The 23,859-nt window shown below is 62.7% G+C and carries 18 protein-coding genes; 14 read left to right on the forward strand and 4 right to left on the reverse strand.

The window, feature by feature from the left end; all coding sequences use genetic code 11:
- Positions 1-61: 61 nt before the first annotated feature.
- The 7 genes from hutI (at position 62) to PH547_RS11880 (ending at position 7,897) form a co-directional block, all read left to right on the forward strand.
- Positions 62-1,318, forward strand: coding sequence for an imidazolonepropionase (gene hutI, locus PH547_RS11850; RefSeq protein WP_104824746.1), 1,257 nt, complete (start codon positions 62-64; stop codon positions 1,316-1,318).
- Positions 1,315-2,850, forward strand: coding sequence for a histidine ammonia-lyase (hutH, locus tag PH547_RS11855; protein ID WP_285168313.1), 1,536 nt, complete (start codon positions 1,315-1,317; stop codon positions 2,848-2,850). Before hutI ends, hutH begins: the two co-directional genes overlap by 4 nt.
- 1 nt (position 2,851) lies before the next feature.
- Entirely contained in the window at positions 2,852-4,537 is a 1,686-nt protein-coding gene (hutU, locus tag PH547_RS11860) for a urocanate hydratase (RefSeq protein ID WP_104824744.1), read from the forward strand.
- Position 4,538: 1 nt separating this feature from the next.
- Positions 4,539-5,102 (forward strand): HutD/Ves family protein, encoded by a 564-nt coding sequence (locus tag PH547_RS11865; protein WP_104824743.1) that lies wholly within the window; start codon positions 4,539-4,541, stop codon positions 5,100-5,102.
- Positions 5,103-5,179: 77 nt separating this feature from the next.
- Positions 5,180-5,842, forward strand: coding sequence for a sulfite oxidase-like oxidoreductase (locus tag PH547_RS11870; RefSeq protein ID WP_283047960.1), 663 nt, complete (start codon positions 5,180-5,182; stop codon positions 5,840-5,842).
- Positions 5,843-6,045: 203 nt separating this feature from the next.
- Positions 6,046-7,485 (forward strand): MFS transporter, encoded by a 1,440-nt coding sequence (locus PH547_RS11875; protein ID WP_104825260.1) that lies wholly within the window; start codon positions 6,046-6,048, stop codon positions 7,483-7,485.
- Between the two features lie 103 nt (positions 7,486-7,588).
- Positions 7,589-7,897 (forward strand): hypothetical protein, encoded by a 309-nt coding sequence (locus PH547_RS11880; RefSeq protein ID WP_104824741.1) that lies wholly within the window; start codon positions 7,589-7,591, stop codon positions 7,895-7,897.
- Positions 7,898-7,913: 16 nt separating this feature from the next.
- Here the strand turns inward: PH547_RS11880 and PH547_RS11885 are convergent, their stop codons facing one another.
- A complete protein-coding gene (locus PH547_RS11885) occupies positions 7,914-8,309 on the reverse strand; it encodes a type II toxin-antitoxin system VapC family toxin (protein ID WP_104824740.1) in 396 nt (131 codons plus the stop codon).
- Positions 8,309-8,533: a type II toxin-antitoxin system VapB family antitoxin gene (locus PH547_RS11890; protein WP_104824739.1), complete on the reverse strand. Its 225-nt coding sequence runs from the start codon at positions 8,531-8,533 to the stop codon at positions 8,309-8,311. The genes PH547_RS11885 and PH547_RS11890 overlap by 1 nt, the downstream gene beginning before the upstream one ends.
- Before the next feature lie 193 nt (positions 8,534-8,726).
- Here PH547_RS11890 and PH547_RS11895 point away from each other — a divergent pair, with 193 nt between their 5' ends.
- Positions 8,727-9,917, forward strand: a complete 1,191-nt coding sequence (locus PH547_RS11895; RefSeq protein WP_285168314.1) for an acetyl-CoA C-acyltransferase — start codon at positions 8,727-8,729, stop codon at positions 9,915-9,917.
- Positions 9,918-10,122: 205 nt separating this feature from the next.
- Here PH547_RS11895 and cueR read toward each other — a convergent pair whose 3' ends face one another.
- Together cueR and PH547_RS11905 are read right to left on the reverse strand one after the other, a co-directional pair.
- Entirely contained in the window at positions 10,123-10,509 is a 387-nt protein-coding gene (cueR, locus tag PH547_RS11900) for a Cu(I)-responsive transcriptional regulator (RefSeq protein ID WP_104824736.1), read from the reverse strand.
- Positions 10,510-10,596: 87 nt separating this feature from the next.
- Positions 10,597-13,107, reverse strand: coding sequence for a heavy metal translocating P-type ATPase (locus PH547_RS11905; RefSeq protein ID WP_285168315.1), 2,511 nt, complete (start codon positions 13,105-13,107; stop codon positions 10,597-10,599).
- A 171-nt stretch (positions 13,108-13,278) separates the two neighbouring features.
- On the opposite strand from PH547_RS11905, the gene PH547_RS11910 reads away from it, so the two are divergent.
- The 6 genes from PH547_RS11910 to PH547_RS11935 all read left to right on the forward strand — a co-directional run bounded on the left by PH547_RS11910 (position 13,279) and on the right by PH547_RS11935 (position 23,742).
- Positions 13,279-14,385 carry an RHE_PE00001 family protein gene (locus PH547_RS11910; RefSeq protein WP_285168316.1) on the forward strand — a complete coding sequence of 369 codons (1,107 nt, stop codon included), beginning with the start codon at positions 13,279-13,281 and terminating at the stop codon, positions 14,383-14,385.
- A 100-nt stretch (positions 14,386-14,485) separates the two neighbouring features.
- On the forward strand, positions 14,486-15,649 hold the full coding sequence (locus PH547_RS11915; protein ID WP_285168317.1) for an amidase: 1,164 nt from the start codon (positions 14,486-14,488) through the stop codon (positions 15,647-15,649).
- The gene (locus PH547_RS11920; protein WP_285168318.1) at positions 15,649-15,786 is read left to right on the forward strand and encodes a hypothetical protein; all 138 of its coding nucleotides are present in this window, start codon (positions 15,649-15,651) and stop codon (positions 15,784-15,786) included. The genes PH547_RS11915 and PH547_RS11920 overlap by 1 nt, the downstream gene beginning before the upstream one ends.
- A gap of 227 nt (positions 15,787-16,013) precedes the next feature.
- Positions 16,014-17,522: an efflux RND transporter periplasmic adaptor subunit gene (locus tag PH547_RS11925; protein WP_104824732.1), complete on the forward strand. Its 1,509-nt coding sequence runs from the start codon at positions 16,014-16,016 to the stop codon at positions 17,520-17,522.
- Positions 17,519-20,638, forward strand: a complete 3,120-nt coding sequence (locus PH547_RS11930; RefSeq protein WP_104824731.1) for an efflux RND transporter permease subunit — start codon at positions 17,519-17,521, stop codon at positions 20,636-20,638. The genes PH547_RS11925 and PH547_RS11930 overlap by 4 nt, the downstream gene beginning before the upstream one ends.
- Entirely contained in the window at positions 20,635-23,742 is a 3,108-nt protein-coding gene (locus PH547_RS11935) for an efflux RND transporter permease subunit (RefSeq protein ID WP_104824730.1), read from the forward strand. Before PH547_RS11930 ends, PH547_RS11935 begins: the two co-directional genes overlap by 4 nt.
- Positions 23,743-23,859 lie beyond the last annotated feature (117 nt).

Raw genomic sequence — 23,859 nt, forward strand, 5'->3', positions numbered from 1 at the left:
TCTTGTCAGTTCTTTTAATATGTATATACATTATGAGCCCATAAGGAAAGGCGTAAAGCTGATGAGTGGGAACAATTTTTCCGGCGATAGCGTAAGATCCGAGGGCGAAAGCCGCCTTTGGCGCAATGCCCGTCTGGCGACCTTGCGAGAGGATGCGCCGGGGCTCGGCATTGTCGAGAAGGGTGCGATCCTGACCAAGGGTGGCCGCATCCTTTTCGCGGGCAGCGAAAGCGATGCGCCTGAGATCGGCGATGCCGAAACCATCGATCTCGAAGGCCGCTGGGTTACGCCCGGTCTCGTCGATTGCCACACGCACATCGTTCACGGAGGTAACCGCGCCCGCGAATTCGAGATGCGTCTGGAAGGCGCGAGTTACGAAGAGATTGCGCGGGCCGGCGGTGGCATCGTTTCCTCCGTCAACGCAACGCGCGCGCTTTCCGTCAACGATCTTATTGCGACGGCCTTGCCGCGCCTCGATACGCTGCTTGCCGAAGGCGTCACCACGATCGAGGTGAAATCCGGCTATGGCCTCAGCATCGAATCCGAATTGAAGATGCTGCAAGCCGCCCGGGCGCTGGAAGACGCCCGTCCGGTTCGCGTCGTCACATCCTATCTCGCCGCGCATGCGACGCCGGCGGATTACAAGGGCCGCAACGACGACTATATTTCCGATGTCGTGTTGCCGGGTCTCAAGCAGGCGCATGCCAAGGGCTTGGCCGATGCCGTCGACGGCTTCTGCGAGGGGATCGCCTTTTCGCCGGCTGAGATTGCCCGCGTCTTCGATCTTGCCAAGTCGCTTGGCATCCCGGTGAAACTGCATGCCGAGCAGCTTTCCAATCTCGGCGGCGCCAAGCTTGCCGCCTCCTATGGCGCGCTTTCCGCCGACCATGTCGAATATCTGGATGAGGACGGCGTGAAGGCGATGGCGGATGCCGGCACGGTCGCGGTCCTTCTGCCCGGCGCCTTCTACGCCATTCATGAGAAGCAGAAGCCGCCGGTCAAGGCGCTGCGCGAGGCGGGTGTTCCAATCTCCATCGCCACCGACTGCAATCCCGGCACCTCGCCGTTGACCTCCATGCTGCTGACGATGAACATGGCAGCAACCCTCTTCGGCCTGACGGTCGAGGAATGCATCGCGGGTGCCACCCGTGAAGGCGCCCGCGCGCTCGGCCTGCTTTCCAAGACCGGCACGCTGGAGGCCGGCAAATCGGCCGATTTCGCCATCTGGAATATCGAAAGCCCTGCCGAGCTTGTCTATCGCATCGGCTTCAATCCGCTCCACGCCCGCATCTTTAAGGGGGAAAGATTCGACCGATGACTGTCACTCTCCATCCCGGCTCCGTTTCGCTGAAACAATTGGCCGCGATCTATTGGACCGGCGAGCCTGCCAAGCTCGATGCCTCCTTCGATGCCGGCATTCTCAAAGCTGCAGCGCGTATCGCCGAGATTGCCGCCGGCAATGCGCCGGTCTACGGCATCAATACCGGCTTCGGTAAACTGGCTTCCATCAAGATCGACAGCGCCGACGTCGCCACCCTGCAGCGCAACCTCATTCTTTCGCATTGCTGCGGCGTCGGCCAGCCGCTGCCGGAGAACGTCGTTCGCCTTATCCTGTCGCTGAAGCTGATCTCGCTTGGCCGCGGCGCTTCCGGCGTGCGTCTGGAACTGGTGCGGTTGATCGAGGCGATGCTGGAAAAGGGCGTCGTGCCCGTCATCCCCGAGAAGGGTTCTGTCGGCGCTTCCGGCGATCTCGCCCCGCTCGCGCATATGACCGCCGTCATGATGGGTCATGGCGAGGCCTTTTATGCTGGCGAGCGGCTGGACGGCGCTGCTGCGCTGAAAAAGGCTGGACTGACGCCGGTCGTGCTTGCCGCCAAGGAAGGGCTGGCGCTGATCAACGGCACGCAGGTCTCGACCGCACTTGCTCTGGCCGGTCTCTTTCGCGCCCATCGCGCCGCGCAGGTAGCCCTCATCACCGGCGCGATGTCGACGGATGCCGCCATGGGCTCCTCGGCACCGTTCCATCCCGATATCCACACGTTGCGCGGCCATAAAGGCCAGATCGATACCGCCGCTGCCCTCCGCGGCCTGCTTACCGGTTCGGTGATTCGTCAAAGCCACATCGAAGGTGATGAGCGCGTACAGGACCCCTATTGCATCCGCTGCCAGCCGCAGGTCGACGGCGCCTGTCTGGATCTCCTGCGTTCGGCCGGTCGCACGCTTGAAATCGAGGCCAATGCGGTCACCGACAATCCGCTTGTGCTCTCGGACAATTCCGTGGTGTCCGGCGGCAACTTCCATGCCGAGCCGGTGGCTTTCGCCGCCGACCAGATCGCGATTGCCGTCTGCGAGATCGGCGCGATCTCGCAGCGCCGCATCGCGCTGCTGGTCGATCCGGCACTGAGCTATGGCTTGCCGGCTTTCCTCGCCAAGAAGCCCGGTCTGAACTCCGGACTGATGATTGCCGAGGTCACCTCCGCAGCGTTGATGTCGGAAAACAAGCAGATGTCGCACCCGGCTTCTGTCGATTCGACGCCGACCTCCGCCAATCAGGAGGACCACGTGTCGATGGCCTGCCATGGCGCCCGCCGGCTCCTGCCGATGACCGACAATCTCTTCGGCATCGTCGGCATCGAGGCGCTGACGGCCGCACAGGGCGTCGAGCTACGTGCGCCACTGACCACCAGTCCCGAACTGACCCTTGCCATTGCCACCATCCGTGCCGCAGCGCCTACGCTGGATGAAGACCGCTACATGGCAAACGACCTCAAGGCCGCCAGCGACCTGGTCGCTTCCGGCGCACTCAACGCATCCGTATCCGCCGGCATCCTGCCCTCTTTGGAGATATGACATGACCAACCCACGCCATAATATCCGCGAAATCCGCGCTCCTCGTGGCCCGGAGCTCAACGCCAAGAGCTGGATGACCGAAGCGCCGCTGCGCATGCTGATGAACAATCTCGATCCGGACGTTGCGGAAAACCCGAACGAGCTGGTTGTCTATGGCGGCATCGGCCGCGCCGCCCGCACCTGGGACGATTTCGATCGTATCGCCGCGACGCTGAAGACGCTGAACGAAGACGAGACGCTGCTGGTGCAGTCCGGCAAGCCGGTCGCCGTATTCCGCACCCACAAGGATGCGCCGCGCGTGCTGATCGCCAACTCCAACCTCGTGCCACACTGGGCGACCTGGGATCACTTCAACGAGCTGGATAAAAAGGGCCTTGCCATGTACGGCCAGATGACGGCCGGCTCGTGGATCTATATCGGCACGCAGGGCATCGTGCAGGGCACCTACGAGACCTTTGTCGAAGCCGGTCGCCAGCACTATAATGGCAACCTGAAGGGCAAGTGGATCCTGACCGGCGGTCTCGGCGGCATGGGCGGCGCACAGCCGCTGGCCGCCGTCATGGCTGGTGCCTGCTGCCTCGCCGTCGAATCCGACGAAACCCGCATCGATTTCCGCCTGCGCACCCGTTATGTCGACGAAAAGGCGAAGACGCTCGACGAAGCGTTGGCCCTGATCGACAAGTGGACGAAGGCTGGCGAAGCCAAGTCCGTCGGCCTGCTCGGCAATGCTGCCGAAATCTTCCCGGAACTGGTGAAGCGCATGAAGGCCGGCGGTCCGCGTCCGGATATCGTCACCGACCAGACTTCTGCCCACGACCCGCTGAACGGCTACCTGCCGGCCGGTTGGACGGTGGCCGAACACCGGGCCAAGCGCGAGAGCGATCCGAAAGCCGTCGAAGCTGCCGCCCGCGCTTCGATGAAGGTGCATGTCGAAGCCATGGTCGCCTTCTGGGATGCTGGCGTGCCGACGCTCGACTACGGCAACAACATTCGCCAGGTCGCCAAGGATGAAGGCTTCGAAAATGCCTTTGCTTTCCCGGGCTTCGTGCCGGCCTATATCCGTCCGCTCTTTTGCCGCGGCATCGGTCCCTTCCGCTGGGCTGCTCTCTCGGGCGATCCGGAAGATATCTACAAGACCGACGCCAAGGTGAAGGAGCTGCTGCCCGACAACAAGCACCTGCACAACTGGCTGGACATGGCGCGCGAGCGTATCGCCTTCCAAGGTCTGCCGGCACGCATTTGCTGGGTCGGTCTCGGCGATCGCCACCGTCTCGGCCTTGCCTTCAACGAAATGGTCAGGAATGGCGAGCTGAAGGCGCCCGTCGTCATCGGCCGCGACCATTTGGACTCTGGCTCGGTTGCTTCGCCGAACCGCGAAACGGAAGCCATGAAGGACGGCTCGGATGCCGTTTCCGACTGGCCGCTGCTCAACGCCCTGCTCAACACCGCATCCGGCGCTACCTGGGTATCGCTGCATCACGGCGGCGGCGTCGGCATGGGCTTTTCCCAGCACTCCGGCATGGTCATCTGCGCCGACGGCACCGATGATGCGGCCAAGCGCCTGGAGCGCGTTCTCTGGAACGACCCGGCAACCGGCGTCATGCGCCATGCCGATGCCGGCTACGACATCGCCCTCGATTGGGCCAAGAAGCAGGGCCTGCGCCTGCCGGCCATCCTGGGGAACTAAGATGAAGCTGCTGCGCGCCAGTGACCACAAGCGCATGCCCTGGAAAAACGGCGGCGGGGAGACGGTGGAGATCGCCGTTTCGCCCGACGGCGCCGGGCTTGCAGACTTCGACTGGCGCGTCAGCATGGCGACCGTTGCCACGGATGGGCCGTTCTCGGTCTTTCCGGGCATCGATCGTACGCTATCCATTCTTGATGGCGAGGGTATGACCCTCTTTATCGAGGCGCGCGCGCCTGAACGCCTGACGCAGGCGAGCGAGCCGCTGCCCTTCGCGGCCGATGCGCCGACCTCGGCAACTTTGATTGACGGGACGATCACGGATCTCAATGTGATGACGCGGCGGGCGCGCTTTACGCATTCGGTGCGGCGTGTCTCGGTCGACGGAAATAGCGAAGTCGCTTTCGAGGGCGGGACCAGCCTTGTTCTTTGCCATCGCGGCGATGTCGAGATTGACGATGCTGTGCTTGCCGCGGGCGATTGCCTTCTTGTTTCGAATGACGTCGCCGTACGACGCTCGATCTCTGGCAAGGCGGAGCTGTTCTGCATCGCCATCGAGGCAATATAGTCGGCTATTAACTGCCCCTGACTTGACACGGACATACCTCGGCTATCCTATTTCTGCGCCGCAGAGAGGATGCCTGCATGAGCGACGATCAGATCCCCGCCGATAGCAAGCTCACCACGTCAAAGCGCCGCTGGGCGGCGGAGGGCAAGTTTCTGACGGGGCGCATCAGCCGACCCGAGACCGAGCGGCTGCCGCCGGGGCAGCATCTCGTCAAGAACTGGCCGGTGCTCGATCTCGGCGTGCAGCCACATGTGTCCTTGTCGAGCTGGCGGCTCGATGTGGTCGGTTTCGTGGAAACGCGGCTCAGCCTCGATTGGGCGGCTTTCCAGGCGATCGAGCAAAGCACCCGCGTCAGCGATATCCATTGCGTGACGACCTGGTCGCGCTACGACAATCGCTGGGAAGGGGTTTCGACGCGCGATATGCTCGATCTCGCTATGCCGACGGCCGAAGCGCATCATGTGCTGCTGACGAGTTATGACGGCTACACCACCAACCTCCCTCTTTCGGATTTCGCGGCCGAAGATGCGATCCTCGCCACTGCCTGGGAGGGCCAGCCATTGACCGGCGAGCATGGCGGCCCGATGCGTCTCGTCGTGCCACATCTTTATTTCTGGAAGAGCGCGAAGTGGCTGAACCGCATCGAACTCATCGGTGCCGACAGGGCCGGCTTCTGGGAGAAGAATGGCTATCACATGTATGGCGATCCCTGGCGGGAGCAGCGCTATTCGGACGATTGACGCCCGTAGGATCCTGTCGGCGGAGATATAGCTTAGGTAAACTCGGCAGGAATCGCGGTTTCTTATGTCACCGTGTCAATTTTTGATGGCTGCGGCGCGGGTTTGCGGCTTTGCAATCCATGGCGATGGGCGTATTCAATGATCGTATGATTGTTGCCGGAAGCGCCCGGTCCCTTGAACGCCATTCTCTGAAATTTCATGTCATGACCATTGCCCGGACCACAGATCAGCCTTCCGAAGCAAGTTTCGGCCGGCAGTCCCGCATCATCGCCTTGGTTGTCGCCGTCTCCTTCTTCATGCAGATTCTGGACGGCACCATCGTCACGACCTCATTGCCGCAGATGGCTATGACCTTCGGCATCCAGCCGGTGTCGATGAGCATCGGCATTACGGTCTATCTGTTGACGATGGCGGCCTTCGTGCCGCTGGCGGGCTGGGCCGGCGACCGCTACGGCGCGCGGCGGGTGTTTTTGGCGTCGATCGCCATCTTCACCGTGGCGTCGCTGTTCTGCGGCCTCTCCGGCAATCTCTTCGAATTCGTCATTGCCCGCGCCGTACAGGGCGTCGGCAGCGCGTTGATGACGCCGGTCGGTCGCATCATCGTGCTGAAAAACGCGCGCAAATCCGATCTGGTGCATGCCGTGTCGATGATTACCTGGCCGGCGCTGACGGCTCCGGTCATCGGCCCGGTGCTCGGCAGCTTCATCACCACCTATTTCAGTTGGCACTGGAATTTCCTGATCAATATTCCGATCGGGATCATCGGCCTCGGCCTCGTCCTGCGCTTCGTGCCGGATCAGCGGGAGGAAAAGGTCGCGCGGCTCGATTTCATCGGCTTCCTGCAATCGGCGGCGGGGCTGACCTTCCTGCTGGCCGGTCTGGAGTTCGTGGTCCAGGGGACGACGGGATTGGCGCCCAGCATCGGGCTCATTGCCGCCGGCGTGGTTTTCTCCGTCATCGCCACCCGGCATTTCATGAGGGTCGATGCGCCCTTGCTCGATCTCTCCGCCTTCAAGGTGCAGACCTTCGCCATGTCGACGCTTTCGGCGGGAACGGCAAGCCGGGTTGCGATCAATGCCACGCCCTTCCTGATCCCGCTGCTTTTCCAGGTCGGCTTCGGGCGTACGGCGATCGACGCCGGCACCTATCTGCTCTTCTACTTCGCGGGCAATCTCGGCATGAAGGCGATCACCACGCAGATGTTGAAAGTCTTCGGCTTCCGCAACGTGCTTGTTGTCAATGGCCTGATCTCGTCGGCCAGCATCGGTGGATGCGCGTTTCTGTCGCCGTCGACGCCGGATCTGCTGATATATTGCCTGCTATTCATTGCTGGCCTGTCGCGTTCAATGAACTTCACGGCGCTGAATACGCTCGGCTTTGCCGATATCCATGCGGCGCAGCGCAGTTCCGCCTCGACGCTCTCGAGCATGCTGCAGCAGGTCTCGCTGTTGCTCGGCGTTGCCGTCGCCGCCGCCGTGCTCAATCTCTCGCGCATCATCCATGGGGGAGAGACGCTTTCCCTTGTCGATTTTCACTGGGCTTTTCTGGTCGTTTGCCTCATTGGCGCGGTCTCGTCGCTGCGCTTCCTCCGCTTGCCGCATGATGCGGGTGCGGAGGTGTCGCGGCATCGCATCAAGACATGAACATGGCTTTCAAATAATTGCGATATTTGACCTGCCCGCCGCTGTAAATCGGGTTACAGGCTCCCATATGAATAGAGGTTCAACGCCCATGGGAGGCAGTCTTATGCTGCTTAAAGCTCTTACCATTTCGGCCCTCGTCATCGGAATGTCCAGCGTCGCCATGGCGGGGCCGGCGCATAAACATCGCACCACAACGTTCGACGCACAGGCAATCCAGACCGACGTCGGCAATTTTGACCATTCCAAGGACGCAATCCTTCCGGATGGTACGATCAACACCGATCCGTCTGTGACCGGCCCGATCAGAGCGGGCGATGCGATATCGAGGCTGCAATGCGCGGCGGCGCCAAACGCCGTTGGCGTTTCGAACACATACGCCGCCGGTCCCACCTCGCTTTGCCCTGGGCAGTAGTTTCGAAGCAGACAGGTTAGACCACCTCGATATCGGTCTGGGCGAATGCATCGCTCCGGAACAGAAGCGGCTGGCGATAATAGCGGGCGCAGGCATAGGTCATGCAGTCGTCGAGGCTGAGAGCCGCCGGATGGCGACCCTCGCCGTACCGCTCATGAGCTTCGATCGCCAGAAAGGCGGCCCGCGGCGGAATTGCGAGAAGCTGGATGTTCATCAGCTCCAGAAACGTCCGGACCGCATTCCCGGCGTCGACGATTGTGAGGTCAAGACGGCCGGCGACGCTGATCGCCGCCTGGGTTACCGCTAGCGGCGACGTCATGCGCGCGGTCGCAGCCTGCATGCGGGCGGCAAAGTTGCGGGCTTCTTCCTCATCGGTCATCATTGCGGAAAGCACCGAGGCATCGACAAACATCAGGCATCCCCTTCCGAAAGAGCATCCGCCTTGGTGCCGGCCTTCTGCTTCAGGTTACGACAGAAAGTGACGGCGATATCGACAAGCGACGGCTTGGCAAGCTCCTCGTTCAACGCCTTTTGCAATGCCAGCCGCACGGCTTCGGTTTTGGTGGACGTTTTGGTCAGCGCCTGGTAGCGCCGGGCCAATCGATCGATGGCATCGTCTTTGATGTAGAGAGGCATGGGATATCCATTTCTTTAGTGATGGATATCCTTAGAATATATCCACGAGGAGGACAATCATCGCGGTAGTCGGGATCGGGCAATAGCGGGCACTTCGTCCGAAGAAATGTTTCCGCGATATTTACATGACGAACATCATCTAACGTGATAGCAATAGCTTGATCCCTTAACTTGCAGATTGCGAGGAGCCATCATGTCCGTTACCGATCCTGTCGTTATCGTCTCCGCTACGCGCACGCCGCTCGGCCGTTTCCAGGGCGAATTGTCATCGTTGCAGGCGCCGGAACTCGGCTCCCATGTCATCCGTGCTGCCTTGGAGCGTGCCGGATTGTCGGCGGAGAAGGTGGACGAGGTGCTGTTCGGCTGCGTCCTGCCGGCGGGGCAGGGGCAGGCACCGGCGCGGCAGGCGGCGCGCGGCGCGGGAATGCCGGATGCGGTTGGCGCCACCACGATCAACAAGGTCTGCGGTTCCGGCATGAAGGCGACCATGCTGGCGCATGACCTGATACTTGCCGGTTCCGCCTCGATCGCGGTCTCCGGCGGCATGGAGTCGATGTCGAATGCGCCCTATCTGCTCGCCAAGGCGCGGGGCGGCTATCGCATGGGCCATGACCGCATTTTCGACCACATGATGCTCGACGGGCTGGAAGACGCCTATGAGAAGGGCCGCTCGATGGGCGACTTCGGCGAGTTGGCCGTCGAAGCCTATCAGTTTAGCCGTGACGATCAGGATGCCTATGCCGTCGAGACGCTGACGCGGGCGCGCAAAGCGATCGAGACAGGGGCATTCGAGGCCGAGATTACGCCGATTTCCGTTGCTGCCAAGGGCGGACCGGTGACGATCGCTAAGGATGAGCATCCGCAGAAAGTCTCGCCGGAAAAAATCCCCGCGCTGAAGCCGGCCTTCCGCAAGGACGGTACCATCACCGCAGCCAGTGCCTCGGCCAATGCGGACGGCGCGGCTGCGCTGGTGCTGACGCGACGCTCGATCGCCGAGCGTGAGGGACTGCCGATCCTCGCCGAGATCAAGGCGCATGCCACCCATAGCCAGGAGCCGGCGTGGTACACGACCGCGCCGATTCCGGCGATCCGCAAGGTGTTGGACAAGACCGGCTGGAAGGTCGGCGATGTCGACCTCTTCGAGATCAACGAAGCCTTCGCCGTCGTCGCCATGGCCGCCGCTAAGGACCTCGGCATTGCCCGCGACCGCCTCAACGTCAATGGAGGCGCCTGTGCGCTGGGCCATCCGATCGGGGCTACGGGCGCGCGGCTGATCGTGACGCTGCTGCACGCGCTGGAGCGCCAGGGTGCAACGCGGGGCGTCGCCGCACTCTGCATCGGCGGCGGCGAGGCGACGGCGATTGCGGTGGAGCGGGTAAACTAAAGATAGGGGGCGGTGGCCGCCTCGTTCTTCGAGGCCCTGTCGCTTCGCTAACGCTTCATCGCCTGGGCACCTCAGAATGAGGCGGAGAGAGTGCGACGGAAAGGCGTCAGAAGGTCAGGTGGCTGGCGAGAAGATCAGCCCTCACTCTGAGGTGCGGAGGCTGAAGCCGGAGCCTCGAAGAGCGAGGGCGGGTGGCTGGGCAACCTCACCCCTCCGACAGTTCCTCCAGAATCGGGCAGTCCGGGCGCTCATTGCCTTGGCAAGCATGCACGAGATGTTCCAGCGTGCGGCGCAGCTCGGTCAGTTCGCGGATCTTGCGGTCGATCTCGGTGAGCTTCGATGTGGCGATTTCCTTGACGTCGGCGCTGGCACGGCTTTTGTCTTCGTAGAGCGCCAGCAGTTGCCGGCACTCGTCGACGGAGAAGCCGAGGCTGCGAGAGCGGTGCAGGAAGCGTAGCTTGTGCACGTCGTCGGACCCGTAGTCGCGGTAGCCGTTGTCGCCTCGATCGGGGCGGATCAGGCCGATATCCTCGTAGTAACGGATCGTCTTTGCCGGCAGGCCGGAGCGGCCCGATGCTTCGCCAATATTCATGTGGACTCTCCTTATTTCGGTAGAGCGCCGTGCGTTCGTTTGAACGCACGGCGCTCTAGTCTTTTGAATCTAGAGCATCTTATCCGCTTACAGGCGGTTCCGCCTGAAAGTGGGATGCTCTAGTCTCAGCCGCAGCGCGTTGGCGATGACCGAGACCGAGGACAGGCTCATGGCCGCCGCCGCGATCATCGGCGATAGAAGCAGGCCGAAGACCGGGTAAAGCACGCCCGCGGCAAGCGGCACGCCGAGAGCATTATAGCCGAAGGCGAAGGCCAGGTTTTGTTTGATGTTGCGGATCGTGGCTTCCGAAAGGTGCCGTGCCCTGACGATGCCATTGAGATCGCCCTTCACCAGGGTGATGCCGGCACTTTCCATCGCGACATCGGCGCCGGTGCCCATGGCGATGCCGACATCGGCTGCGGCCAGCGCCGGCGCGTCGTTGACGCCGTCACCGGCCATGGCAACCACATTGCCCTTGGCCCGCAACTCGTCGATCAGCGCCTTCTTGCCTTCGGGCAACATATCGGCGCGGATTTCGTCGATGCCGAGACGCGCAGCGACGGCCTTGGCGGTCTGGGCGTTGTCACCCGTTGCCATGATGATTTTCAAGCCGCTATCGTGCAGTGCCTTGATGGCGGCCGCTGTCGTCGGCTTGATCCGGTCGGCAACGGCGACGCCGCCGGCCAACCGGCCATCGAAGGCGACGAACATCACGGTCTTGCCGTCACCGCGCAGACGCTCGGTTTCAGCCTGCAGCGCGTCGGTCGCAACGCCGAGATCGGCCATCATCGCGACATTGCCGAGGGCGATCGCCGTATCGCCGGCGCGGCCCTCCACGCCCTTGCCGGTCTTTGCCGCGAAGCCGGATATGTCGAAAAGGCTCGCGCCGCGCTCCTGTGCGCCGGTTACGATCGCTTCGGCCAGTGGATGCTCGGAGCCGCGCTCCAGGCTGGCTGCGAGCGACAGCAGGCGGGTTTCGTCGACGCCGGCGGCGGGGACGACATCGGTCAGGTTTGGCCTGCCCTCGGTCAATGTGCCGGTCTTGTCGACGATCAGCGTGTCGACCTTGGCGAAGCGCTCCAGCGCCTCGGCGTCGCGCACCAGCACACCCTCCTGCGCGCCTCGGCCGGTGGCGATCATGATCGACATCGGCGTGGCAAGCCCCAATGCGCAGGGGCAGGCGATGATCAGGACGGCGACGGCGGCGAGCAGTGCATGCGCCAGCCTCGGCTCCGGTCCGACAAAGGCCCAGACCGCAAAGGCGATGATGGCTGCAACCACGACGGCGGGCACGAAGATGGCCGAAACACGATCCACCATCGTCTGGATCGGCGCGCGGGACCGCTGCGCCTTGGCGACCAACTCGACGATGCGCGATAGTGTCGTTTCCACGCCGACCTTTTCGGCGATCATGATCAGCGTGCCGTTCTTGTTGATCGTGCCGCCGGTCAGCGCATCGCCCACGGTCTTTTCGACCGGGAGCGGCTCGCCCGTGATCATCGATTCGTCGATGGTCGACTGTCCCTCGGCAACGGAGCCGTCCACCGGCACGCGCTCGCCGGGCCGAATGCGCAGTCGGTCGCCGGCCTGGATATGATCGACAGGAACGTCGGTCTCGCTGCCGTCGGCGCCGATGCGGCGGGCGGTCTTGGGCGCGAGGTCGAGCAGCGCGTGGATCGCCGAGCCGGTGCGCTCGCGCGCCTTCAGCTCCAGCACCTGGCCGACAAATATCAGGGCGACGATGACCGCAGCGGCTTCGAAATAAACGGGCACAGCCTCGCCATGGCCGCGAAAGCTCATAGGGAAAATGCCGGGCACAAGCGTCGCCACGAGGCTGTAGAGATAGGCCGTGCCGACGCCAAGGCCGATCAGGGTCCACATGTTAGGGCTGCGGTTGAGAACCGAATTCCACGCCCTGCGGAAGAAGGGGAGAGCGGCCCAGAGCACGACCGGGGTCGCGAGCGCCAGCTCGATCCAGGTGGCGGTGGGCTCGCCGATTTGGTCGCGCAGGGGGAGGCCGAACATCGGCCCCATACTGAGGATCAACAGCGGCAGCGACAGGGCAGCGCTCATCCAGAGGCGTCGGGTGAAATCGACAAGCTCCGGGTTCGGGCCTTTATCGGCGGCTGGCACCCCCATCGGTTCGAGGGCCATGCCGCATATCGGGCAATCGCCGGGATGATCGCTGATCACCTCGGGGTGCATCGGGCAGGTATAGAGCATGCCCTTCGGCATGGGTTTCGGTGTCGGCTTTTCGTCACCAAGATAGGCCACCGGGTCGGCTTCGAATTTTGCTTTGCAGCCTGCGGAGCAAAAATAGAATTTCTCTCCCTCATGCTTCAGGAAATGTCGCGCGGTCGCGCGGTCGACATCCATGCCGCAAACCGGGTCTTTCGCCGTCAGGTAATTTTCAGGCGTTGCTTCGAATTTGTCGCGGCAACCTTCGCTGCAAAAGTGGAATGTATGGCCACGATAGTCCAGCGATGGTTTGCCCGCCTTGGGATCGACGGTCATGCCGCAGACGGGATCGCGGATCACCGCATCCTGCGGCGCATCGTGATGATGATGGAGGTGGTCATGTTCGTCGTGGAATGCCATCGGAAACTCCAGCGCTCGGAAGCGAGCATGGCTAGGTTTATGAACCTTCCTGTTACTGGAAGGTCAAGAGGAAAATAGGAAGTACCGTCCACAGTTGAAAGAGGCTGCTTTCTATCCCGATGCCGTTAGGGGTGTTAACTTCCGTTAGATCAAATCAATCATGGGATTCCAATGCGATATGATCTTGCGAACTTGCCGCTGACGACACTTCTGCCCGCGATGACCAGGGCAGAGGATATGCTGGCGCGGCTGGATGAGCGAGCGTTGCGGCATGCTGTCGGCAACGGTTTTCGTGAGCGCGGGCATTTTTTCGATGCCGTTGGCGCGCTCTGGGTTGGCGGCGAACTGGTGCATGTCGAGGATCTGGTACTGCATGATGCACATGTCGACGCTCGCGCGCCGACGCATGAGCTGGTCATTGCGCATGCTGTGCTGCGCGCCCGGCGACGGCTGTGGAGCGCCGAGCCGGACTGGGGGCTGGGAATGGCTGGCATTGCCGCCCTGCGCGGCGACATCGGCGACGCCGAGGAAACGGCCACTCCGCGCCCCATCTCTGTCGAGATGGCGGAAATGGAAGAGGAGGAGGATGACGATGATGATGATTTCGGCATGGACTTTGCCGAGATCGATGCCGTCATCGCCCGCTCCGGCCAGGTGCTGGATGGAAAGATTCCCGAAGCCAGGACGGTGATGGCAGATGATCCGCTCGGCCTGATCCGTGACGACGATTGGGACGAGAACGAGCGGCTGGAGACCTGGCGCGCCGTCATCCACCAGGCCGATCTCCTGCCGCCGGCTTTGGGTGGCGCCGTGCTGTTCGATGCATGGGAGCGGATCGAGCCGCTGCGGCGGCAGCATTGGCTCGGCAGCCTGCTCGTCAGCGCCTATCTTCGCAGTCGCGGCAAAGTCACGTCGCACCTCTTCTGCCTCAATACCGGGCTGAAATCCGTACGGCGGGAGCGCCGCCGCTCGCCGGATGGCACCATGCGATTGACCGCTTTTCTTGAAGCCATGGCACTATCGGCCGAAGCGGGGCTGAAGGAGCTCGATCGCCTGTCGCTCGCCAAGATACAGATGGAACAGCGGCTCAAGGATCGGCGGTCGAACAGCAGTTTGCCCGGCGTCATCGAGATCGTGCTTTCCCGGCCCATCGTCTCCGCCAGCATGGTTGCCCGCCATGTCGGCGTCACTTCCCGTGGCGCCCTCAATCTGGTGACGGAACTCGGTGTGCGCGAGATGACCGGACGCGGGCGCTATCGCGGCTGGGGTGTCCTTTGATGCGGTGAGCGCTAGATTGCTCATCGGAAGGTAGTGCCGTCATTGTTAGAAGGACGGAATGCGGCTAGCTTGATATTCCCGCCTTCACGGACATGCATCCATGCCTCTGATCGATACCGCCAATGCCTTCATCGAGCTCTTCGCACAACCCGTCCGCGCCACGGATAGCGGCTCGTTGGCGGGGCTGACCTTTGCTGCCAAGGACAATATCGATGTCGAAGGGCGGATCACCGGCAACGGCAATCCGATCTGGCGGCGCGCCCATGGCCCGGCGGCAGCGCATGCGCCTATCGTCGCCCGACTGCTGGCAGAGGGGGCAGTGCTCGCCGGCAAGACGCATATGGATGAATTTGCCTATAGTCTGATGGGCACCAACGCGCATTACGGCACGCCGCTGAACAGCGCCGCGCCCGACCGTGTGCCGGGTGGTTCCTCTTCCGGCTCGGCTTCGGCGGTGGCCGCCGGCCTGGTGGAATTCGCGCTGGGGACGGATACCGGCGGCTCGGTACGGCTGCCGGCCTCCTTCAACGGCATTTTCGGCATGCGGCCCAGTCATGGGGCGATCGACATGGGCGGCGTGGTGCCGCTCAGCCCCGGTTTCGATACGCTTGGCTGGTTTGCCCGCGATGTCGAAACGCTGGTTCGCGTCGGTCGCGCCCTTGGTCTTGCCGGCGAGGCGAATTTTTCGACGGCCTGGCTGCCTTCGGATATCTGGACGGGCGTCGATCCGGGACTTGCCGCATTGCTGCGGCCGATGGCGGAAAAGATCGCGGCGTTGTTCGACAAAACCGTTACCGATCCGTTGCCGATCGTCGGGCCGGAAGAAAGGTCAGAAGCCTTTCGCTTCTGGCAGGGCTATGATGCATGGAACGCGCTGGGCGGCTGGATCGAGGCGCATGATGTCGACCTCGGGCCTGACATCGCCGCGCGTTTCGCCGTGGCGCGATCCGTCAGCGACGAGACCTTTGCCAAGGTCGATGCGGTGCGCCACGAAATTGCTACTGCAATGGACGCGGCACTTGCCGGCGGTTTGGTGATGATCATCCCCACGGGCCCGGGTCCTGCGCCGCGCAGGGATTCATCGCAAGAGATATTCGACGCCTACCGGCAGCAGGCCATAGGCCTCCTCTCGATCGCCGGCCACGCCAGCCTGCCGCAGATTTCCATGCCGGCCGGGAAGATGGATGGCGGACCGGTAGGGCTGTCGGTCATCGGCCGCCGCGGTTGCGATGGCGGGTTGTTGGATCTGCTGAAAAGGCTGTGATGCCTGCCCTCGCGGCCCTTGTCGATTGCCTGACGATCAGCCCGCATCCGCTGGATGCCCGAGGGCCGCCTGGGTTGGCGGGAGCCACCTCCAGCGTGCCGACGACGGCGGGAATGATCTGGCTGCCCGAACCATAAGCGTCGCTCAGAGTTTGTAAGACAGCGAGGACATGGTGTGCCCTTGCTCATTTGCAACCACAACCCTGGTTTTCGTCCAATGTAACAGTTTGTTGCGCTAAGCCACACAAAAATGGACAAAATTTAATGGCCCTACCAAATTCCTAAGCGACAAGCTGCAAGCTAAAGTCGCGCCTATATCGCACCGGCAGATCATTGAAGCCGGAGCTGTGAAGGAAGGTATGTTGATGGCTCGGACATTTCGGGTCCTGATGTCGGTAGCAGTGATTGGCGCCGTGGCCTACGGCGCCTATGTGACACGCGATCGCTGGCTTGGCAGTGCCGAGCGTCTGCTCGGCTATCAGAGCGCGGCCGCGCCCGGCGAGCAGGCCCAGGGCGAACACCGTGGCAATCAGGGGCAGGGTTTTGGCCAAGGCGGCGGACGGCGGCGTGGCAGTCTTTCGCAATTCACCGGTCCGGTTCCAGTGCTGGCGGCGGATGCGAAATCCGCCGACGTCCCGGTCTATATCGACGGTGTCGGCTCGGTAAAGGCGCTGAACACGGTGACGGTTCGCGCCCAAGTCAGCGGCAAGATTGTCGAAATCGGTTTCGAGGAAGGCCAGGACATCAAGAAGGGCGACGTCATCGCCCGCATCGACGATGCCGTCTATAAGGCCCAGCTCGACCAGGCCATTGGCAAGAAGGCGCAGGACGAGGCATTGCTGGCCGGCGCGAAACGCGATCTCGATCGTTTTCAGCGCATGGTGCAGAGCGCTTCGGGCACGCAGCAGCAGGTCGATACCCAGATATCGCTTGTGGCTCAATATACGGCGGCGATCCAGTCCGACCAGGCAGCCATCGAAAGCGCGCAGGCGACGCTCGACTATACGACGATCGAAGCGCCGATCGACGGGCGCACCGGTATCCGCAATGTCGATGTCGGCAATCTCGTCAGCTCGTCGGACGCGACGGGCATAGTGACGCTCTCGCAAATCAAGCCGATTTCCATCCTGTTCTCCATTCCGCAGCAGCAGCTTGCCCGCGTCAATGCGGCGAGCGCGGCGGGTGCGCTTTCCGTCCAGGCGATCGCAAGCAACGGTCAGACGGTGATCGACAACGGCACGCTGGCGGTGGTCGACAACCAGGTCGATCCCACCACGGGTACGGTGAAGCTGAAGGCCAATTTTCCGAACGACAAGCTGGCGCTCTGGCCCGGCGCCTTCGTCAACGCCCGCCTGCTTGTCGAGACGCTGAAGGGCGTGACGGTCATTCCGACCGCTGCCGTGCAGCGTGGCCCGAACGGCACCTTTGTCTACATCGTCCGACAGGATCAAACGGTTGCCATGAAGCCGGTAACGGTGCGCCAGCAGGACGATGTACAGGCCGTCATCGCCGATGGCGTAGCCCCGGGCGACAAGGTGGTGACGACGGGCTTTGCGCGCCTACAGGACGGTTCGAAAGTACAGATTTCCGAAGGGGCCGGCGCGGGCGCACCGCCTGCAACGACGCCCGCGGTCGATGGGCAGCCGGTTGCCGAAAACGCAAACCAAACCAATCAGACCCAAACCAACGGCAATACGGCCAGTGATGGCCAGCGGCCGCATCGCCAGCATAATGGCCAGGGCGGTGGCAATGGTGGTCACCGCAGGCAGAAGGCGGATGGTGCCGGCGGCAATGATGCCAATCCCAACGCCAATACCGGCGGGGGCGATGCCGCTTCCACCAATCCACCCGCTACGTCAACTCAACAGCAATGAACGTCTCGTCGCTCTTCATCTCCAGGCCTGTCGCCACCTCGCTTCTCGGGGTCGCGGTGCTGTTGGGCGGCATTCTCGGCTTTCTCTTCCTTCCGGTCGCTCCGCTGCCGCAGGTGGATTTTCCGACGATCCAGGTGACGACGCAACTGCCGGGCGCCGATCCCGATACGATGGCGGCATTGGTGACCGCGCCGCTGGAGCGGCCGCTCGGGCAGATCCCGTCGTTGGCGTCGATGACCTCCTCGAGTGCCTTCGGCATCAGCCAGATCACCCTGCAGTTCGATCTCGGCCGCGATATCGATGGCGCGGCCCAGGATGTGCAGGCGGCGATCAATGCCGCCGGTTCGACATTGCCGCGCACGTTGCCCTATCCGCCGACCTATTCGAAGGTGAACCCCGCCGATACGCCGATCGTCACGCTGGCGCTGCGCTCCAACAGCTATTCGATCCGCGAACTCAGCGATTTCGCCGATACGATGATGGCACAGCGACTAAGCGAAGTTTCAGGGGTCGGCGATGTCAACATCCAGGGCGGCGTCAAGCCGGCGATCCGCATCCAGGCCGACCTGCCGCGGCTTGCCTCTTATGGTCTGGCGCTGGAGGATCTGCGCACCGCAATCACCAATGCCAGCGTTGCCGGCGCCAAGGGCGCGCTCGACGGCACGCAGCAGAGCTTCACGCTCGCCGCCAACGATCAGATCGTCGATCCCGACATCTACAAGTCCGTGATCGTCGCCTATCGCAACAATGCGCCGGTGCAGTTGAAGGATGTCGCCACCGTCGTCGAAGGGCTGGAGAACAACCGGGTCGGCGCCTGGTATCAGGGTCAGCCGGCTGTCATCCTCGACATCATGCGCCAACCGGGCGCCAACGTCATCCAGACGGTCGAGGGCGTGCAGAAGCAGATCCCGCGGCTGAAGCAGGCGCTGCCGGCCGGTATCTCGCTCGACATCGTCAACGACCGCACCGAGACGATCCGTGCTTCGATCCATGACGTACAATGGACGCTCGTCGTCAGCATCGGCCTGGTCATCCTCGTCGTTCTCCTGTTCCTGCGGACGGTGACGGCGACTTTCATCGCCGGCGTGGCCTTGCCGCTGTCGCTGATCGCGACCTTCGGCGTCATGTGGTTCGCCGGCTTCAGCCTCGATAATCTATCGCTGATGGCGCTCACCATCGGCACCGGTTTCGTCGTCGACGATGCCATCGTGATGATCGAGAACATCGCCCGCCATATCGAGGAGGGCGAGAGCCCGATGCAGGCGGCGCTGAAGGGCGCCGGCGAAATCGGCTTCACCATCATCTCGCTGACGTTCTCGCTGATCGCCGTCTTCATCCCGCTGCTGTTCATGACCGGCATCGTCGGGCGTATGTTCCGCGAGTTCGCGTTGACGCTGACCATCGCCGTGGTGGTGTCGGCGGTGATTTCGCTGACGTTGACGCCCATGATGTGCTCCCGCATCCTGCGCAAGCCGAAGGAGCATCGCGGCGGTTTGCTGGCGGGCACCGATCGCGGCATGGGACGGCTGGTCGAAGGCTACCGTCGCAGCCTCGTCTGGGCGGTGGACCGCAGCGGATTCATGCTGCTGGTCACGGTGGCAACGCTTGCCGCTACGATCGCCCTTTACATCGTCATTCCGAAAGGCTTCCTGCCGCCGCAGGATACCGGCCTGATCACCGCCGTCGTCGAAACCGAGCCGACCATCTCCTTCGAAGCGATGAAGCAGACGCAGGAGATCGTGGCCGAGCGGTTACGCAAAGACCCTGACGTAACCGGTATCGTCTCGGTTGTCGGCACCAGCGCCACCAACCTGACGCCCAACACCGGCAATCTCAGCCTGGTACTGAAGCCCAGGAGCCAGCGCGCGGCGTCGGCGGCCGATATCATCGACCGCATGCGTGGTGAAGTGGCCGATCTGCCCGGCATCCACGTTACGTTCCAGAGCGTGCGAGGCATCTCGATCAGCACGCGCGTCAGCCGTGCGCCCTATCAATATACGCTGACAGGCACGGATACGGCGACGGTGGTGGAGTGGGCGGAAAAACTGGCGCAGCGGCTGCAGCAGAGCCCGAAGCTGATCGACGTCGCCTCGGAAGTCGAGATGGGCGGCGGCCGCATCTTCGTCAATGTCGACCGCGAAACCGCTTCGCGACTCGGCGTCTCGATGCAGGCCGTCAGCGACACGCTGAACGACGCTTTCGGCCAGCGCCAGATCGCCACGATCTACGGGCAAGTCAATCAGTATCGCGTCATCCTCGAGGCTGCACCGCAATATCAGTCCGATCCGAAATCTCTCGACAAGCTCTACGTCGCCGGCGCCAGCGATACACAGGTGCCGCTCAACGCCTTTACGACGGCGTCGTTCATGACGGCACCGTTGGTCATCAGCCATGACGAACAGTTTCCGGCCGTGACGCTCAGTTTCGATCTCGCCAAGGGCGCGTCGCTCAGCGAGGCCGTCACCGAGATTCAGGCGGCGGAGCGCGATATCGGCATGCCAAGTTCGATCCAGCGCAATTATTCCGGCGATGCAGAGGAATTTGCCTCGTCGCTTGCGGGCGAGCCCTGGCTGATCCTGGCGGCTGTCGTGACGATCTATATTGTCCTTGGCCTGCTTTACGAGAGCGCCGTGCATCCCGTGACGATCCTGTCGACTTTGCCGTCGGCGGGCGTCGGTGCGCTGCTGGCATTGATGCTGTTCGGACAGGACCTGTCGATCATCGCACTGATCGGCATCGTGCTGCTGATGGGTATCGTGAAGAAGAACGCGATCATGATGATCGACTTCGCGCTGGAGGCCGAACGCAAGGAGGGGTTGGCGCCGCGCGAGGCGATCCTGAAAGCCTCGATCCTGCGTTTCCGCCCGATCATGATGACGACGCTTGCGGCGCTCTTCGGCGCACTGCCATTGGCGTTGGCGCAAGGTACCGGAGCGGAGCTGCGCATCCCGCTCGGCATCACCATCATCGGCGGCCTGGTGCTGTCGCAGCTTCTGACGCTCTATACGACGCCGGTGATCTATCTTGCTTTCGAAAGCCTGCGTGCCCGGATCGTCGGGCGTCCGACGGGCACGCCGGCTCCGGAACTGGACGAAGTCGCGGGTGGCGGGACATGAGCCTCTCCGAGCCTTTCATCAAACGTCCTGTCGGAACGACGCTTCTGGCGATCGGGCTGATGATCCTCGGCATCGTTTCCTATCGTTTTCTGCCGGTGGCGAGCCTGCCGACTGTTGATCTGCCGACGATCGTCGTCTCCGCCAGCCGCCCCGGCGCCGACCCCGCCAGCATGGCGGCAAGCGTCGCGGCGCCGCTGGAGCGACATCTCGGCACGATTGCCGGCATCACGCAGTTGACTTCGGTCAGTTCGCTTGGATCGAGCAGCATCGTCGCGCAATTCGATCTGTCGCGCAGCGTCGACGGCGCGGCGCAGGACGTGCAGGCAGCGCTGAACGCGGCGGCGACCGACCTGCCCGGCGATCTGCCGACCTTGCCTTCCTTCCGCAAGATCAACCCGGCGGCGGCGCCCGTGCTGATCCTGGCGCTGACATCGGACAATGTGTCGCCAAGCGCCATCTATGACGCGGCCGATACCGTGGTGGTACAGCGCATCTCGCAGGTGGACGGCGTCGGCGGCGTCACGGTCAGCGGCGCCGACCAGCCGGCCGTGCGCGTCAGGCTCGATCCCGACAGGCTCTCCGCCATGGGTCTGTCGCTAGACAGCGTTCGCACGGCAATCGTCAACGCCAATGTGCTCGGCCCCATCGGCTCGATCGACGGCAGCAATGCCGCCTTCTCCATTTCCATGAATGGCCAGCTCCGGACGCCGGAAGATTATGGCCGGATCATCGTGCAGAGCGGCGACGGCACGGCCGTTCGTCTCTCCGATATCGCCACCGTCGAGCCCGGCGTGCGCAATAGCCGCTCGGATGCCTGGTATGACGGCAAACCGGCCGTGCTGCTCAACATCACCAAGGAAGCGAACGCCAACGTCATTGCCACGGTGGATGGCGTCAAGGCGCTGATCCCCGAATTGCAGAGCCTCATTCCGTCCGGTGTCCACATCTCGGTTCTTTCCGACCGCACCACGACGATCCATACCAGCGTCACCGATATGCAATGGACGCTGCTTGCTACCATCTGCCTGGTCATGGCCGTGGTCTTCGTCTTCCTGCGGCGCGCCACGACGACTTTCGCAGCCGGGGTCACCGTGCCATTGTCGCTCTGCGGCACCTTTGCCGCCATGTGGCTCTTCGGACTGTCGATCGACAATCTGTCGCTGATGGCGCTTGCCGTTTCCGTCGGTTTCGTCGTCGACGACGCCATCGTGATGATCGAGAACATCTATGCCAATCTCGAAACCGGCGTGAAGCCGATGCGGGCCGCACTTGAGGGCGCGAAACAGATCGGCTTCACGGTCGTTTCGATCAGCCTTTCACTGCTTGCCGCCTTTATTCCCCTGTTCTTCATGGGCGGCATTGTCGGCCGCTTCTTCCAGACTTTCTCGCTGACGCTCGGTTTCACCATCGTCGTCTCGACCCTGGTGTCCCTGACGCTGACGCCGATGATCTGCGGCCACCGGCTGCGGGCGCGCGACATGGAGGCCCGGCCGGGCCTGTTCGGCCGGATCGTCGAAGGAACGCTCGGCGCAATCACCAATTTCTACGGTCGGACGCTGAAGGCGGTGCTGCATCATCGCGTGCTCTCCGTCCTCGTCATCCTCGCTTGCGTCGTCATATCAGCCTATCTTTATATCAAGGTGCCGAAGGGCTTCATTCCGCAGGATGATACCGGCTTCATTCAGGGCGGCACGCAGGCGGCGACCGACATCTCCTATCCCGCCATGGTCAAGCTGCAGCAGCAGGCGGCCGATATGGTCGCCAGGGATCCGGCCGTCTCCGGTGTCGGCTCGTCCGTGGGCGGCGGCGGGTTTTCCAGTTCGATCAATCGCGGGCAATTGTTCATTTCTCTGAAGCCCGAATCGGAACGCGTCTCGACCTCCGAGGTGATAGACCGGCTGCGCAAGCAACTGATGGCCATTCCCGGTCTCAGCACCTTCCTGTTTTCGCCGGGCGATATTCGCGCCGGCGGGCGCCAATCGCAGTCGCAATATCAGTTCACGCTCTGGGGCGCGAATTACGACGAGCTGGTGGATTGGGCGCCGAAAGTGCTGGCACGCCTGCAGACGCTGCCGGGGCTGACCGATGTCGCCACCGACCGGCAGCCGAACGGCTTGCAGGCGACGGTCAATATCAATCGTGATGAAGCCTCGCGGCTCGGCGTCAGCATCCAGTCGATCGACGCGGCGCTCAACAACGCCTTCGCGCAGCGGCAGGTGTCGACCATCTATACCCAGCGCAATCAATATCGCGTGGTGCTGGAGGCCGATCCCAGCTATGCCCGCGATCCCAATGATATTTCCAAGCTTTACGTGCCGGCGTCTGGCGGCATCCAGATCCCGCTCAGTGCGGTGGCCTCGGTCGAACGGACTCTAGCGCCGCTGGTGGTCAATCATCAGGGGCAATATCCTTCCGTCACCATCTCCTACAATCTGGCGCTCAATACCACGCTGGAGGCAGCAAACGATGCCATTCAACAGGCGGTGCTGCAAATGCATCTGCCGGATACGCTGCATGCGGATTTTGCCGGCGATGCGGCCAGCATCACACAATCTTCGAGCAGCCAGCCGCTGTTGCTCCTGGCGGCGCTGCTGACGGTCTATATCGTCCTCGGGATCCTCTACGAGAGCCTGGCGCACCCGTTGACGATCATCTCGACGCTACCATCAGCCGGTCTCGGGGCGCTGCTGGCGCTGGTCATCAGCGGCACGGAACTGACAATCATCGCCTTCATCGGCATCATCCTTCTGATCGGCATCGTCAAGAAGAACGGCATCATGATGGTGGATTTCGCGCTGCAGGGCGAACGCAAGCTCGGCCTGCCGTCGGAGGAGGCGATCTACGAGGCTTGCCTGAAACGCTTCCGGCCGATCCTGATGACCACGCTCGCCGCCTTGATGGGCGCCATCCCGCTGATCATCGCCACCGGCCCCGGCGCCGAGCTTCGCCGCCCCCTCGGCATCACCATCGTCGGCGGCCTGATTGTCTCGCAGGTGCTGACACTCTACACGACGCCAATCATCTACCTGATGCTGGCAAAGCTGCACAGTCGGTGGTCGACGAAGCAACCGGCAGAGACGCCTATGTCCTCGACGTCGGCATGATTGGGTGTCGGGGTTCAGCCGCGATGGTCCCATGGTTGACCATCGCAATTCCGGTGTTCAGAAAATCCGGCACGTTGCGTGTGGCCAGCATTGCTCCTCGCGATCCTGTGATCGCTG

Origin of the sequence: Rhizobium cerradonense, assembly GCF_030182455.1 — a bacterium.
Lineage (GTDB): Bacteria > Pseudomonadota > Alphaproteobacteria > Rhizobiales > Rhizobiaceae > Rhizobium.